14 protein-coding genes are annotated in these 15,770 nt (G+C 61.8%); 12 read left to right on the top strand and 2 right to left on the bottom strand.

Features of this window, described 5'->3' with window-relative positions:
* The first annotated feature begins 35 nt into the window (after positions 1-35).
* From AC1DLV_RS19735 to AC1DLV_RS19705, 7 genes are all read left to right on the top strand, one after another.
* Positions 36-1,130: an ABC transporter ATP-binding protein gene (locus AC1DLV_RS19735; protein ID WP_476801622.1), complete on the top strand. Its 1,095-nt coding sequence runs from the start codon at positions 36-38 to the stop codon at positions 1,128-1,130.
* Positions 1,131-1,133: 3 nt separating this feature from the next.
* Positions 1,134-2,054: an ABC transporter permease gene (locus AC1DLV_RS19730; protein ID WP_476836215.1), complete on the top strand. Its 921-nt coding sequence runs from the start codon at positions 1,134-1,136 to the stop codon at positions 2,052-2,054.
* Positions 2,047-2,847, top strand: a complete 801-nt coding sequence (locus tag AC1DLV_RS19725) for an ABC transporter permease (RefSeq protein WP_476801620.1) — start codon at positions 2,047-2,049, stop codon at positions 2,845-2,847. Before AC1DLV_RS19730 ends, AC1DLV_RS19725 begins: the two co-directional genes overlap by 8 nt.
* Positions 2,848-2,865: 18 nt before the next feature.
* Positions 2,866-3,900 (top strand): ABC transporter substrate-binding protein, encoded by a 1,035-nt coding sequence (locus tag AC1DLV_RS19720; RefSeq protein ID WP_476801619.1) that lies wholly within the window; start codon positions 2,866-2,868, stop codon positions 3,898-3,900.
* Positions 3,901-4,016: 116 nt separating this feature from the next.
* The gene (locus AC1DLV_RS19715; protein WP_476801618.1) at positions 4,017-5,051 is read left to right on the top strand and encodes an extracellular solute-binding protein; all 1,035 of its coding nucleotides are present in this window, start codon (positions 4,017-4,019) and stop codon (positions 5,049-5,051) included.
* Between the two features lie 62 nt (positions 5,052-5,113).
* On the top strand, positions 5,114-6,310 hold the full coding sequence (locus tag AC1DLV_RS19710; RefSeq protein ID WP_476801617.1) for a serine hydrolase domain-containing protein: 1,197 nt from the start codon (positions 5,114-5,116) through the stop codon (positions 6,308-6,310).
* 28 nt (positions 6,311-6,338) lie between these two features.
* On the top strand, positions 6,339-7,517 hold the full coding sequence (locus AC1DLV_RS19705; protein ID WP_476801616.1) for a serine hydrolase domain-containing protein: 1,179 nt from the start codon (positions 6,339-6,341) through the stop codon (positions 7,515-7,517).
* Between the two features lie 2 nt (positions 7,518-7,519).
* On the opposite strand, the gene AC1DLV_RS19700 is transcribed toward AC1DLV_RS19705, so the two are convergent.
* On the bottom strand, positions 7,520-8,506 hold the full coding sequence (locus tag AC1DLV_RS19700; protein WP_476801615.1) for a LysR family transcriptional regulator: 987 nt from the start codon (positions 8,504-8,506) through the stop codon (positions 7,520-7,522).
* A 297-nt stretch (positions 8,507-8,803) separates the two neighbouring features.
* Here AC1DLV_RS19700 and chvE point away from each other — a divergent pair, with 297 nt between their 5' ends.
* The 5 genes from chvE (at position 8,804) to AC1DLV_RS19675 (ending at position 14,683) form a co-directional block, all read left to right on the top strand.
* Positions 8,804-9,871, top strand: a complete 1,068-nt coding sequence (gene chvE, locus AC1DLV_RS19695; RefSeq protein WP_476787903.1) for a multiple monosaccharide ABC transporter substrate-binding protein — start codon at positions 8,804-8,806, stop codon at positions 9,869-9,871.
* A gap of 142 nt (positions 9,872-10,013) precedes the next feature.
* Positions 10,014-11,549, top strand: a complete 1,536-nt coding sequence (mmsA, locus tag AC1DLV_RS19690) for a multiple monosaccharide ABC transporter ATP-binding protein (protein ID WP_476801614.1) — start codon at positions 10,014-10,016, stop codon at positions 11,547-11,549.
* A complete protein-coding gene (gene mmsB / locus AC1DLV_RS19685; protein WP_476801613.1) occupies positions 11,546-12,760 on the top strand; it encodes a multiple monosaccharide ABC transporter permease in 1,215 nt (404 codons plus the stop codon). The genes mmsA and mmsB overlap by 4 nt, the downstream gene beginning before the upstream one ends.
* Before the next feature lie 147 nt (positions 12,761-12,907).
* On the top strand, positions 12,908-13,903 hold the full coding sequence (gene araD1, locus AC1DLV_RS19680) for an AraD1 family protein (protein ID WP_476801612.1): 996 nt from the start codon (positions 12,908-12,910) through the stop codon (positions 13,901-13,903).
* Between the two features lie 9 nt (positions 13,904-13,912).
* Entirely contained in the window at positions 13,913-14,683 is a 771-nt protein-coding gene (locus AC1DLV_RS19675; protein WP_476801611.1) for an SDR family NAD(P)-dependent oxidoreductase, read from the top strand.
* Positions 14,684-14,688: 5 nt separating this feature from the next.
* On the opposite strand, the gene AC1DLV_RS19670 is transcribed toward AC1DLV_RS19675, so the two are convergent.
* Positions 14,689-15,708, bottom strand: a complete 1,020-nt coding sequence (locus tag AC1DLV_RS19670) for an aldose epimerase family protein (protein ID WP_476801610.1) — start codon at positions 15,706-15,708, stop codon at positions 14,689-14,691.
* Between the last annotated feature and the right edge of the window lie 62 nt (positions 15,709-15,770).

Raw genomic sequence — 15,770 nt, 5'->3', positions numbered from 1 at the left:
ACTGTGAAGGTGGACGAAACAATGGGGCGTTATGCGTGCCGGACACACCGGGTAGGAATGCGATTGAAGTTCGCGGCGTTCGTAAAGTCTTTGGAACGGGTGAGGCACAGGTAGCGGCGCTCGACACCGTTTCGGTGTCGATCAGGGAAAACGAGTTCTTCACGCTGCTCGGACCATCGGGTTGCGGCAAGACCACGCTTTTGCGGCTGATCGCCGGCTTCGACTTCCCTTCCGAAGGTGAGATCCTGCTTTACGGCAGCGATATTGCGCCGTTGCCGCCGTTCAAGCGGCCGGTCAACACGGTGTTCCAGTCCTATGCGCTGTTTCCGCATATGACCGTGGAACAGAATATCGGCTTCGGTCTCGAAATGCTGGGCAAGCCGCGCGCCGTGATCGATGCGCGGGTGGCCGAGATGCTGAAGCTGGTGCGCATGGAAAAGCTCGCCAAGCGCCGCACCAGCCAGATTTCAGGTGGCCAGCAACAGCGCGTCGCCTTGGCCCGTGCGCTCGCGCCGCAGCCCAAGGTGCTGTTGCTCGACGAGCCGTTGTCGGCTCTCGACTACAAGCTACGCAAGGAAATGCAGATCGAGCTCAAGCGGCTGCAGCACGAGACCGGCATCACCTTCATCTTCGTCACCCACGACCAGGAAGAGGCGCTGACGATGTCCGACCGCATCGCGGTGATGTCGTCGGGCAAGATTCTGCAGGTGGGCAGTCCGCGCGACATCTACGATCGCCCAGCCGAGCGCTTCGTCGCCGACTTCATCGGCGAGACCAATTTCCTCGACGCCCGGATCAACAGCCTCGACGGCGGCAGGGCCAAGGTGACACTGAAGTCCGGCGCCACCATCTCGGCGACCGTTGCCGAGGGCTTCAAGCCCGATGGCGACGCGACTGTGGTGATCCGGCCCGAGCACGCAAAGGCAGTCAAAGGGCAGGGCGACATTTCGGGCGTTGTCGAAAACGTCGTCTATTTCGGCACCGATACGCATGTTCACATCAAGCTGGACGATGGCGAGACGTTCACCGTTCGCCAGCAGAATGCGCGCGGAGCGGATGCTACCTTCGAGCGCGGCGAGCGCGTCGGCGTCGTCATTGGTGACGACGCGGCCCAGATCCTGAAGGACTGAGCCATGGCCACTGCTGCGGAAGTTGAAAAGCTCAATGAAAGCCGCGATGTACGCAAGCGCTGGCTGTTGTCGGCGCCGGCGCTGATCATCATCTTCCTGGCGGCCTCCGGTCCGCTGTTGATCGTGTTGATCTACTCGTTCCTGACACCGGGACCCTATGGCGACGTGGTGTGGAAATTCTCCACCGACGGCTGGGTGTCGGTCCTGCTTGAGCGCGACATTTTCGACGACACGCTGGCCTTTGCCAGCGCGCATCTGACCATCTTCTGGCGCTCGCTGAAGCTTGCCCTCATGGCGACCGTGGCGACGCTGATCTTCGGATTCCCGACAGCCTATTTCATCGCCACGCGTTCGGAGCGGACGCGCGACATCTGGCTGTTCTTGATCACCATCCCGTTCTGGACCAACCTCCTCATCCGCACCTTCGCCGTGCTGCAGGTGATCCGCAACGAGGGCATCATCAACACCGGCCTGATCAAGCTTGGCATCATCGACCAGCCGATCCAGATGCTGTTCACCGACTTCGCCATCATGGTCGGCATGGTCTATGTCTACCTGCCGCTGATGGTGCTGCCGCTTTATGCCAGCATGGAAAAGCTCGACTTCCGTCTCGTCGAGGCCGGCTACGATCTCTACGCCACGCGCTGGCAGGTGCTGCGCCGGATTATCTTCCCGATGGTCAAGCCGGGTGTCATCGCCGGCTCGATCCTGGTGTTCATCCCGGCCATCGGCGCCTATGTGACGCCGAGCGTGCTTGGCGGCGGCAAGAACATGATGTTCGCCAATCTGATCGAATTGCAGTTCGGGCAGGGCCGCAACTGGCCGCTGGGGGCCGCCTTGTCGATCACCGTCATGGCGATCGTGATGGTGGCGCTGCTGGTCTATGTCCGCAACACGTCCGGATCGGATGCGCGTCATGGCTAAGCGGTTTTCGATACGACACCAGACCGGCTTTACCGCGATCGCTGCGACCTGCTTCGTGCTGCTCTATCTGCCGATCGTGGTGCTGGTCGCCTATGCCTTCAACGAGTCGACCTCGGTTTCGGAGTGGGGTGGCTTTTCGCTGCGCTGGTTCGTCTCCGCCTGGAACAACGTGCAGGTGATCGACGCCTCCTGGCGTTCGCTGAAGATCGCTTCGGCGGCTGCAATCATGGCGACGATTGCCGCAACCATGGCGGCACTGGCAACGACGCGGACACAACCCTATCGCGGGCTGACGTTCAAATATGCCTTCATCAACCAGCCGCTGATGGTGCCGGAAATCGTCACCGGCGTGGCGCTGCTGATCTTCTTTGCCCAGGTCAAGATCGCGACCGGCTATTCGGGGCTTGGCTATCTGATCGCCGCGCATACGGCGTTCTGCATTCCTTTCGCCTACCTGCCTATCCGGGCGCGGCTCGAGAACATGGACCTGACGCTCGAGCGCGCGGCAGCCGATCTCTATGCCACGCCATGGAAAGCGTTCCGCAGGGTCACACTGCCGCTGCTTTGGCCCGGCATCATCGCCGGGTTGATGCTCGCCTTCGTCATTTCGCTCGATGACGTGGTCATCACCGAGTTCGTCAAGTCGGGCGGCCAGGACACGTTGCCAACCTACATGCTGGGGCAAATCCGCCGCGGCATCACGCCGGAGGTCAATGCGATCTCGACCGTCTTCCTGCTCTTGTCGGTCGTCATCGTCACACTGTTCTTCATCATGAGCAGAAAACGGGATTAGTTCAACGGGAGTGGAATGATGAACCTGAAATCCATGTCGATGGCCGTTGGCCTGGCGCTGCTGGCTTCGACCAGCCTCGCCTCCGCCGAAGGCGCGCTGAACATTTACAACTGGGGCAATTACATCAGCCCCGAGATGATCAAGAAGTTCGAGGCGAAGTACAACGTCAAGGTCACCGTCACCGACTACGACTCCAATGACACAGCACTTGCCAAGGTGCGCCAGGGCGGCACCGGCTTCGATATCGCGATTCCGTCTCAGACCTTCATTCCGATCTGGATCAAGGAAGGCCTCATCCAGGAGACCGATCCGGGCAAGATGGAAAACGCCAAGAACATCGCGCCGGAATGGGCCAATCCCGACTTCGATCCCGGCCGCAAATACTCGGTGCCATGGGCCTGGGGTACGATCGGCGTCGTCGTCAACACCGATACCTACAAGGGACCGGCCGATAGCTGGGGCATCATTTTCGACACGCCCGAAGAGCTGAAGGGCAAGGTCAATGTCGTTCCCGAAATGAACGACGTGATGTTTGCGGCGATCAAATATGTCGGCGGCGAGCAGTGCACCGACGACAAGACGGTTCTGAAGAAGGTGCGCGACATGCTTGTCGCTGCCAAGCCGAACTGGATCGCCATGGAGTACAACACCATCGAGAAGATGGGTGCCGGCGACTTCAAGGCGACCAGCGACTGGAACGGTTCGGCATTGCGCCAGCGCCTTGCCAATCCGGCGATCCACTTCAACTATCCCAAGGAAGGCTATGGCCTTTGGAGCGACAACGTCGTTGTGCTGAAGGAAGCCAAGAACGTCGAGAATGCCAAGCTGTTCCAGAACTTCATGATGGATCCGGAAAACGCGGCACTCAACTCGGCCTTCCACCGTTATGCGAACGGCATCGCCGGTTCCGACAAGTTCATGCCGGCCGACATGAAGGACGCACCGGAAGTGATCATTCCAGAGGCTGAAAAATCGCGCGGCGAATTGCAGCGCCTGTGCGCGCCGGAAATCCAGGCGCTGTACACCAAGATCTGGACCGAACTGCAGAAGTAAGCCTTCGCGCAGGCGTCCAGCCAACATCAACGCAGCCGGGATTTCGATCCCGGCTGTCACAAGCGTTTTTTCTGCACGTGGCAGAAGACGTCACAGGTAACTGAAGGAGTATTGCCGTGAAATCGAGATTGTCCGCCGCCACCGCGGCCCTGGCGCTGCTGGCCGCAACCAGCTTGGCCCACGCCGAAGGTGCGCTCAACATCTACAATTGGGGCAATTACACCAACCCGGACGTCATCAAGAAGTTCGAGGAGAAGTACAAGGTCAAGGTGACGATCACCGACTACGACTCCAACGACACGGCACTGGCTAAGGTGCGCCAGGGCGGCAGCGGCTTCGACATCGCCGTTCCCTCGCAGACGCATCTGCCAATCTGGATCAACGAAGGTCTTTTGCTCGAGACCAATCCCGGCGGCATGGAAAACGCCAAGAACATCGCGCCGGAATGGGCCAATCCCGATTTCGACCCCGGCCGCAAATATTCCGTGCCGTGGGCTTGGGGTACCGTTGGCACCGTGGTCAACACCAACACCTACAAGGGCGATATCAACACCTGGGGCATCATCTTCAACACGCCGGATGAGCTGAAGGGCAAGGTCAACGTCGTTCCTGAGATGAAGGACGTCATGACTGCCGCCGTCCACTATGTCGGCGGCAAGCAGTGCACCGGCGACAAGGAAGTGCTGAAGAAGGTGCGCGACCTGCTGGTCGCGGCCAAGCCGAACTGGATCGCCATGGAGTATGGCGCCATCGACAAGATGAAGGCTGGCGATTTCCAGGCCTCCACGACCTGGAACGGGGCCGGGTTGCGCATCCGCCTGGCGCGCCCCGAAGTTCACTTCGGCTACCCGAAGGAAGGCTTCACCTACTGGAGCGACAACGTCGTCGTCTTGAAGGACGCCAAGAACGTCGAGAACGCCAAGCTGTTCCAGAACTTCATCATGGATCCCGAGATCGCGGCCGGGCTTTCCGCCTATCATCGCTATGCCAACGGCATTGCCGGGTCGGAGAAGTTCATGCCGGCAGAGATGAAGGACGCACCCGAGATCGTCATTCCGGAAGCCAGCAAGCCGCATGGCACGATGGCCATCATGTGCCCGGCGGAGGTCGATGCGATCTACACCAAGATCTGGACCGAGCTTCAGAAGTAAGCCTACCATCAGAGCCCGGCACCTGGTGGTGCCGGGCTTTTCCATTTCGGGCTGGTGATGCCATGAGTTCCTACCGCAACAGCGATGTGCCGCCGCCGATCATGCAGGGCTCGCCGCCGGCCATGGCGCCGTCCCGGCTGAACTGGGACACCCCGCCCTGGAACCGCTGGTCGTTCCAGCATATCCGCGAAATCCTGCCGACCGCCGAGGTATGGCGCGGCGCGGGGCCGGTGCGCGCGCTGCCGCGTGCCGAGGTCGATCTCGACCAGTTGGCGGTCACAGACAGCGAAGGCAGGCCGACGACGCTGGCTGGCCTGCTCGACGAGACCTACACGGACGCCATCCTGGTGCTCAAGGACGGCAAGATCGCCTATGAGCGCTACTTCAACGGCATGACCGATCGCACTCCGCATCTTTCGCAATCGGTGGCGAAGTCGGTGACCGGAACGGTGTTCGGCATCCTGGCGGGGCGCGGGATCGTTGATCCAAAGAGGTCGGTCACCGACTATCTGCCTGAACTGGCCGCGACTGGCTGGCGCGGCGCAAGTGTCCAGCACGTGCTCGACATGACATCGGGCACGCGCTTCAACGAGGCCTACACAGATCCTTATTCCGACATCGGCCAGGTCGATGTCGCCTCGGGCTGGAAGGCGGTTCCGCCTGGTACAGACCCAGCGTTTCACTGGCCGGAAAGCGTCTTCGAACTGATCCTGCGGCTGACCGAAACGACGCGCCCGCATGGGGCTCAATTCGAGTACCGCTCGATCGAGACCGACGTGCTGGCCTTCATCATGGAGCGTGCGACGGGCAAGCGCTTGCCGCAGCTTGTATCGGAAGAACTGTGGCAGAAGATCGGCGCGGAAGAGAGTGCGTTCTTCACCGTCGATAGCGCCGGCTATGCGTTGGCCGATGGCGGCTTCAACGCGACGCTGCGCGACTATGCCCGCTTCGGCCAGACGATCCTCGAAGACAGTGCCGGTATCGTGCCGGCTGCGTGGATCGCCGAGACGCGGAATGGCGTGCATGGCCCCGACTACAGCGCCTCGATGCTGGAAGGCAGTTACCGCAACCAGTTCTGGATCGAGGACCCTCGCTCGCGCGCGCTGATGTGCCGGGGCGTGTTCGGGCAGCTCATCCATATCGACTGGGACACAAGGATGGTGACGGTGAAGCTGTCGACCTGGCCCGATTTCACCTCGGTACCCTATTCGGTGGCGACCTTGAAGGCCGTGCACGCGATATCTCAGGCACTGGCCTGAACGCAAAGATTAGCAGCAGGATAAGATCATGACGTCATCCACCGTGTTCGAGCAGACTTTTGGCTTTGCCCGCAACGATGTTGCGCTCGCCAACTGGCGCGAGGAGCCCTACAGCCGCTGGGCTTTCCAGAATGTCGGCGAAATGGTGCGCAGTGCGCGGATATCAGCCGTTGAAGGGAACCTCGAAGGCACGCCGGTCGATCTGGGCGGGCTGCTTGCCGAAAACGTTGCGATCAACGGCCGGAACGAGACGGTTGCCGGCTTCCTCGAACGCTCGTCGGCAGACGCTCTGGTGGTGATGAAGAAGGGACGCTTCGTCGGCGACTGGTTCGCGCCAAGGATGCGACCGGACGCGCGCCATATCATCTTTTCGATCTCGAAGTCGCTGACGGCGATCCTCGCCGGAGCACTTGAGGCCGACGGCAAGCTCGATCCGAACGCACCCGTCACGACCTATGTGCCCGAGGCCAAGGGTTCGGTCTATGCCAATGCGACGGTGCGGCACGTGCTCGACATGACCGTCAGTCTCGATTTCGAGGAAGCCTATCTCGATCCCGAAAGTGCGTTTGCACGCTATCGCCGTGCCACCATGTGGAACCCGGGCGGTGGGAGCGAAACGTTGCGCGAATTCCTGGTCACGCTGCAGCAGCTGGACGAGCCGCATGGCAAAACCTTCCGCTACCGTTCGCCCAATTCCGACCTGCTCGGCATCATCGTCGAGCGCGCGTCGGGCCAGCGTTATGCCGACCTGATGTCAGAGAAGCTGTGGCGTCCGCTCGGCGCAAAGCGCGACGGCTTCGTGACCGTTGATGGCGAGGGCTCCGCACGAGCTGCCGGTGGTGTGTCGGTTTCGGCGCGCGACCTTGCCCGCGTCGGCGAGATGATGCGGCAGGGTGGAGCGGCTTTGGGCGGGCGGATCGTACCGCAGGCCTGGGTCGACGACACGGTCCATGGCGGCGATGCCGGGGCGTGGCAGCGCGGCGACATGGTCAACCTCTTCGCCAATGGCCGCTATCGCAACAAGTGGTACCAGAGCGGCAACAAGGCCAATGCCTATTGCGGCATCGGCATCCACGGCCAGTGGCTCTATGTCGATCCGAAGGCCGAAGTGGTCATCGCCAAGATGTCGTCGCAGGCGCTGCCGGTCGACGATCCGCTCGACCTCGACAATGTCGCGTTCTTCGAGGCGTTGTGCGAACGGGTTTGAGGTCAGGCAATCTCCCTCAATATGTGATCGTGCAGCAGCTGCGCTGTCGGTGACAATGTGCGGCCGCGCACCATGATCAGGCTGTAGGGCTGAACATTGATGTCGAAGGCGATCGGCAGGATTTCGATCGCCCCGGCAAGGCCGCTCTCGCTGTTGACGAATTTGGCGACGTCGACGGCGATGGGGGCGATGGCGTCGGACTGGGCCACCATCACCAGCGTCAGCAGCAGTGAGCTGGTGTTGAGGATGCGGTCGGGCATGCGCACGTTGCGGCTCATGAAGATGCCTTGAACGGTCTGCCGCAGCAGCGAGCCGCCGGGCTGGAACACCCAGTCGAATTCGGCGAGGCGCTCGAGCGGGACCGTGCCGGAACCAGCCAGCGGATGGCCGCGCCGGACGATGAGGCAGGCCTTTTCGATGCCGATGATGCGGCTTTCAAACAGGCGCGGGTCCAGGTCGTCGGGAATGCGGGCAATGATGAAGTCGTGTCGCGAGGCGAGCAGTTCGCGCGCCAGCACGGCACTTGTTTCGATCTGGACGGAAATCTCGATGCGCGGATAGCGCTGGCGGATCTTGCGGATCGCCGGCACGGCGAGTTCGATCGCAGGGGCTGTCACCGCGCCCATGACGACCGAACCACCCTTGCCTGACTTGAGATCGGAAATTTCGCGGTCGATCTGCTGCATTTCAAGCAGGATGGCGCGGCCGCGCCGGGCAAGGGCGGCACCATAAGGCGTCAGCCTGATGCCGCGCGGCAGCCGTTCGCAGACCTGCACCCCAAGGATATCCTCGATCTCGGAGATCATGCGCGAGGCGGCCGGCTGGGACATGTTCATGACTTGCGCTGCGGCGCTGATCTGGCCGTGGTCCTCAAGGGCGACAACCATGCGCATGTGCCTGAGCTTGAGGCCGGAGCGCAGCAGCGTCTCGCTTTCGCTGAGACGAACGCTCGAACCCAGCACCCGCACGTCGACCGGGATGTCGACCATGGCTTCAGCTCCTCCCAGGCTGTTGCGCGGGCTTGGCGCCCTCGTCGAAAAGCATACCAGAAATGATATGAGAAACATCTAAGATTGCATTTGACTGTTATGTCGTACTCCATAATTCTGGTGGCCGTCGCGAGTTCGATACAATCCAGCCGGGCGCTGGAGCATCGAGCGGAGGAAACGCAGGGCTCGCGGCTCTTTGGGAGAATGTTGCACAAACTGGCTTTGCCGCGCCGTTCATGGCGGGGCCACGCGCGTGCGCTCGCGTCCGCGTGCCGGCACTTCACAAGGGAGAAGAAGGTGAAGATCATCAAGACGTTCGTGGCCGCGCTCGCGGTCAGCCTGGCTGCCATGTCCTACCAGGCGCATGCCCAGGACAAGGGCACCGTCGGCATCGCCATGCCGACCAAGTCTTCGCTGCGCTGGATCAGCGACGGCAACGAACTGGTCGCAGCACTCAAGGCCAAGGGCTACAACGCCGACCTGCAATATGCCGAAGACGATATCCCCAACCAGCTCGCCCAGATCGAGAACATGGTGACCAAGGACGTCAAGGCGCTGGTCGTCGCCTCGATCGACGGCACGACGCTGTCGGCCGTCCTCCAGCAAGCCGCCGACAAGGGCGTCAAGGTCATCGCATATGACCGTCTGATCCGCGACAGCGGCAATGTCGACTTCTACACCACCTTCGACAATTTCAAGGTCGGCGTGCTGCAGGCGGAATCGCTGCTCCAGGGCCTCGGCTATCCTGGGAAGCCGGGTCCGTTCAACGTCGAGCTGTTCGGCGGTTCGCCCGACGACAACAACGCCTTCTTCTTCTACGACGGCGCCATGTCGGTGCTACAGCCGCTGATCGACAAGGGCACACTTGTGGTGAAGTCCGGCCAGACGGGCATGCAGAAGGTCGGCACGCTGCGCTGGGACGGTGCTGTCGCCCAGGCACGCATGGATAACATCCTGTCGGCCAACTATTCCGACGGCAGCCGCGTCGATGCGGTGCTGTCGCCATATGATGGCCTGTCGCGCGGCATCATCTCGTCGCTGCGCGGCGTCGGCTACGGCACCGCCGACCAGCCATGGCCGATCGTTTCCGGCCAGGATGCCGAAGTGCCTTCGGTCAAGGCGATCATCGCCGGCGAACAGTATTCGACCGTGTTCAAGGACACGCGTGAACTCGCCAAGGTAACGGCCAATCTGGTCGACGCCGTGCTTTCGGGCGGCAAGCCTGAAATCAACGACGAGAAGACCTACAACAACGGCGTGAAGGTGGTTCCGTCCTACCTGTTGACGCCGGTGGCCGTCGACAAGACCAACTACGAAAAGATCGTGGTCGGCTCGGGCTACATCAAGGCCGACGAGCTGAAGTAAGCGAAGGCGCCCTTCGAACCCAACCCTTCTCCTGCATCTTGCGGGGGAAGGGCAGGCTCGGCGCATAGGCGTTTTCTTCTCTCCAGAAGTGCGGCAGACTGCGCTTGCGGTTGCCTTCTTCGTTGCTGGATCGAGAATTCGGATGACGGACAGCACAATCCTTGAAATGCGCGACATCACCAAGACGTTTCCGGGCGTCAAGGCGCTGCAGAACGTCAATCTGGACGTTCGGGCCGGCGAGATCCTGGCCATCGTCGGCGAGAACGGCGCAGGCAAATCAACGCTGATGAAGGTGCTGTCAGGCGTCTATCCCTTTGGCGAGTATTCGGGTGAAATCCGCTATCTGGGCCAGGAATGCCGTTTCGGCGGCATCCACGACAGCGAACGTGCGGGCATCGTCATCATTCACCAGGAACTGGCGCTGGTGCCGCTCTTGTCGATTGCCGAAAACATCTTCCTCGGCAACGAGCAGTCGCGCTACGGCATCATCGACTGGAACCTGGTCAGGCGGCGTGCTGCCGAACTGCTCAAGCGCGTTGGCCTGCGCGAGGACCCCGACACGCTGATCACCAATATCGGTGTCGGCAAGCAACAACTGGTGGAGATCGCCAAGGCGCTGTCGAAGGAAGTGAAGCTGCTCATCCTCGACGAGCCGACGGCATCGTTGAGCGAAAAAGACAGCGACGCGCTGCTGCAGCTGCTCATCGAGTTCAAGAGCAAGGGCATTTCCTCGATCCTGATCTCGCACAAGCTCAACGAGGTGAGCAAGGTGGCCGACCGCATCACCATCCTGCGCGATGGCCAGACCATCGAGACGCTCGACCCGCACGAAATCAGCGAGGACCGCATCATCACCTCGATGGTGGGGCGCACGCTGGAGGACCGCTTTCCAAGCCGCTCGCCCAACATCGGCGAGACGATCTTCGAGGTGAAGGACTGGGTGGTGCATCACCCCGTGCATCCTGACCGGCAGATCATCAAGGGTGTCAATATCAACCTCCGCAAGGGCGAGGTCGTCGGCATCGCCGGGCTGATGGGAGCCGGGCGCACCGAGTTCGCCATGAGCGTGTTCGGCAAGAGCTACGGCACCAGGATCAGCGGCGAGGTCTTCGTACACGGCAAGAAGGTCGATGCCTCGACTGTCGGACGCGCGGTGGCACATGGGCTCGCCTACGCCACCGAAGATCGCAAGACCTACGGGCTCAACCTGATCGACCACATCAAGCACAATGTGACGGTCGCCAATCTCAAGGCGGTGTCGCATGGCGGGGTTCTCGACGACATCGCCGAGCTGAATGCCGCCAACGACTATCGCAAGAAGACCAATATCCGCTCGTCGAGCGTCTACCAGAAGACCGGCAACCTTTCCGGCGGCAACCAGCAGAAGGTGGTGCTGTCGAAGTGGCTGTTTGCCAATCCCGACGTCTTGATCCTCGATGAGCCGACGCGCGGCATCGACGTCGGTGCCAAATACGAAATCTACACGATCATCAACAGGCTGGCCGGCGAGGGCAAGGGCATATTGGTCATCTCCTCGGAGATGCCGGAACTGCTCGGCATCTGCGACCGCATCTACGTGATGAATGAAGGCCGCATCGTCGGCGAAATGGCCGGCAACGAGGCGAGCCAGGAAAAGATCATGCGCGCCATCGTGCGCGGGGAGGCGAAAGCATCATGAGCACAGAAACGGCAGCGCGGGCCAGTCGGCCGGCAAACTCCGCGGCGCGCTCGGCCTGGCAAAGCAATTTGCGCGACTATGGCCTGGTGCTGGCGCTGATCGCCATCATGGTGTTCTTCCAGTATTTCACCGGCGGTGTCCTGTTCAAGCCGGTGAACCTCACCAACCTGGTGCTGCAGAACAGCTACATCATCATCATGGCGCTAGGCATGCTGCTGGTCATTGTCTCCGGCCACATCGACCTGTCGGTCGGGTCGGTGTCGGGCTTCGTCGGCGCGATCGCGGCGGTGCTGATGGTGCAATACAAGCTCGATCCGATCCTCGCTACGCTGATCTGCCTGGTTGTCGGCGGCTTCATCGGGGCGAGCCAAGGGTACTGGATCGCCTATATGAAGATCCCGTCCTTCATCGTCACGCTCGCCGGCATGCTAGTGTTCAAGGGCCTCGCCTTGTGGCTGCTGGGCGGAAAGTCGGTGGGACCGTTTCCGCCCGAATTCCAGCTGCTTAGCGCCGGCTTCATCCCTGATGTGATCGGGCCGATGACGATCGCCGGGGTGAAGCTGCATTCGACCACGCTGGTGATCGGCGTGGCGATCGTCGCGGCCATGCTCTATTTCGCCATCAAGAGCCGCGCGAGCCGCGAGAAGCACGGCTATGAGGCCGAGCCTTTCGTGCTGTTCGTCGCCAAGAACGTGGTGATCGCCGGCATCGTTCTGTTCCTCACCTACATGATGGCATCCTACAAGGGCCTGCCCAACGTGCTGATCGTGATGGGCGTGCTGATCGCGCTGTTCGTGTTCGTCACCAAGCGCACGACACTTGGCCGGCGCATCTACGCCATGGGCGGCAACGAGAAGGCGGCCAAGCTTTCGGGCGTCAAGACCGAGCGGCTGACCTTCACCGTCTTCATCATCATGGGGGTGCTTGCGGCGCTGGCCGGCCTCATCTTCGCCGCACGCCTCAATACCGCGACGCCTAAGGCGGGGCTGGGCTTCGAGCTCGACGTCATTGCCGCCGTGTTCATTGGCGGTGCCTCGGCTATGGGTGGCGTCGGTCAGGTGGCGGGAGCCGTCATCGGCGCCTTCATCATGGGCGTGATGAACAACGGCATGTCGATCATGGGCGTCAACATCGACTGGCAGCAGGTGATCAAGGGCCTGGTGCTGCTCGGGGCGGTGGTGTTCGACGTCTACAACAAGAACAAGACTTGAGCCGCAGAGGCGGCTGACGGCGGCGCTGCGAGGCAGGGCCGCAATCATGAGATCGAAGGTTTGGACGCGGGCGGTGCGCCGTCTCGCGGGGGAAAGTTTTTCGTCGATCACCGGAGACGGTTGCGGCGAAACGAAAGGAGTGCCGGAATGCTGATGTCCCAGATAATCTCCGCCGATGGCAAGAGCCGCGTCGCGGTGCGCGAGGGTGAGACTACGCGCTTGGTCAACGATGCCAAGTCGATCTATGCGCTGGCGCTGGAGGCGGTTCGCGCCGGAACTACGCTTGCCACCGTCGTTGCCGATCGCGGCCTGGGCGAAGCGGTCGACCTCGATGCGGCGGCGCGCGCCGGGCAACTGCTTTCGCCGGTCCGGCATCCAGATCCCGCGCATCTGCATCTCACCGGCACAGGACTTACCCATCTGGGCTCGGCGGCGGCGCGCGACAGCATGCACAAGAAGCTCAATTCTGAAGGCGAAGAGGCACTGACCGACTCCATGAAGATGTTTCGCATGGGGCTCGAAGGCGGCAGGCCGGCGCGCGGGCAGGCGGGCGTTCAGCCTGAGTGGTTCTACAAGGGAAACGGCAACATGGTGATCGATCCCGGCAAAGCGCTGGTGTCGCCCTATTTCGCGCTCGACAGCGGCGAGGAGCCGGAGATCGCCGGTATCTATCTCGTCGGCGACGACGGCACGCCCTATCGCATCGGCTTTGCGCTCGCCAACGAGTTTTCCGACCACGTGACCGAGCGTATCAATTATCTCTATCTTGCCCATTCGAAGCTCAGGAATGCCGCCTTCGGTCCGGAGATTTTGGTGGGCGATCTTCCGGCTGATATCAGGGGTACCTCGCGGATCGTCCGTGCGGGCAAGACGATATGGGAAAAGCCGTTCCTGTCGGGCGAGGCCAACATGTCCCACACCATCGCCAATCTCGAGCACCATCATTTCAAATATGGCGTCTTCCGCCAGCCGGGCGACGTGCATGTGCACATGTTCGGCACGGCAACGCTGTCTTTTGCGGATGGGGTGAAGGCCGAGCCCGGCGACGTGTTCGAGATAGAGGCCAAGGATTTCGGCCTGCCGCTGAGAAACCCGCTCAAGCTGGCACGAACGGCTGCGCCGGTTGCCGTGCGGGCGTTGTGAGGTGCCGAGATGAGCGACGCGATGATGAGCAATTATCCGAGCCTTGCAGGCCGTCCGGTGCTGATCTCGGGAGGGGCGACCGGCATCGGCGAGGCGCTGGTGCGGGGCTTTGCCGGGCAGGGCGCCAAGGTCGGCTTTGTCGACTTGGCGGAGGATGAGGGGAAGATGCTGGCCGACGAAGTGGTGGCGGCAGGCGGCACGGTTGTTTTCCGGCAGTGCGATGTCACCGACATCGAGGCCTATCGTCAGGCGATCACCGAGATCGAAGCACTGCACGGGCCAACGCTTGCGCTGGTCAACAACGCCGCCAACGATACGCGCCACGACTGGCGCGAGGTGACGCCGGACTATTACGACAGCCGCGTGGCGGTGAATTTGCGGCACGCGTTTTTTTCCATCCAGGCGGTTGCGCCCGGCATGATTGCTGCGGGTTGCGGGTCGATTGTCAATTTCGGCTCGATCGGCTGGATGAAGGCGTCGGGCGGCTATCCGATCTATGCGTCGTCCAAGGCGGCGGTGCATGGCATGACGCGGTCCTTTGCCCGCGACCTTGGCAAACATGGCATCCGGGTGAATACGCTTGTGCCGGGCTGGGTGATGACCAAGCGCCAGCTCGAGCTCTGGGTCGATGAAGCCGCGAACGCCGAGATCGACAAGGCCCAGTGCCTGGCCGGGCGCGTGATGCCTGACGACATTGCGCGCATGGCGCTGTTTCTCGCCGCTGACGATTCCCGCATGTGCACGGCGCAGAATTTCGTCGTCGACGGCGGCTGGGTGTAGGCGGTCTACTCCACCGTCGAGAATCGATATTCGGTGACCTGCGAATAGATCTCGCCCGGCCGCAACACGGCACTCGGGAAATGCGAGTGATGGATGGCGTCGGGGAAGCGCTGCGGCTCCAGACATAGCGCGCCATGGCGTACCGGCTCGATGCCGCCGCGCAAGGGCGGTGCAACCGGCAAGAAAGCTCCGTCGTAGAATTGCAGCCCCGGTTCTGTGGTCCAAAGGTCGAGCCGGATGCCGGACCGCGCGCCCTCAAGCCGGGCTGCGTGCCATGGTTCGGGTGCTGGTTGCATGGCCAGGACGAAATTGTGGTCGTAAGCGGTATGCGCACCGTCCTGCCCGTTTCGGATCGGGCGCAGCTCGCGGAAATCGAAGATGGTTTCGTCAGTCGCCAGCACTTCGCCCGTTGGAATGCTTTGTCCGTCGACCGGCGTGTAGGCCTCGGCGGCGATCTTGAGGCGGTGGTCGAGGATCGAGCCTGAGCCATCGAGGTTGAAATAGGCATGCGTCGCGAGATTGACCAAGGTGAGCGCGTCCGCGCGCGCGCCGAGCGCGATGCTCAAGCGGCCTGATGTGAGCGAGTAGCGGCAGGTGGCGATGACCTTGCCGGGATAGCCCTGGTCGCCATCAGGCGAGGTCAGGGCGAGCAGGACTGAGCTGTCGTTGGTGTCGACGATGGTCCAGTTGCGGCGGAAGAAGCCGTCGCCGCCGCCATGCAAATGGGTGCGGCCGGCTTCGTTGAGATCGAGCTGATGTTCCTTTCCATCGAGGGTAAAGCGGCCACCGGCGATGCGGTTGGCGCAGCGCCCGGCAATGGCGCCGAAATAACCGCCATGGGCGAGGTAGCCGTCGAGACCCTCGAAGCCGAGAATGACCGAACGCGCTCCACTTGGTGTCTCAACGATCAGATCGGCAAGTGTTGCGCCGAAGGTGAGGATTTTGGCTTCGATGCCAGGCGCAGCAATGGTGATCGCTTCGACGATCGACCCGTCGTCCAACCGTCCGAATTCCGTGACCGGCATGTTTGACACCTCCGCGAGGCAAGCCACCCCAAACGCAGAGTCACGGAAAGCCATTCGATTCT

This window comes from Aminobacter sp. 01T433 (genome assembly GCF_056398585.1).
This window is presented reverse-complemented; position numbering and strand designations above follow the sequence as displayed.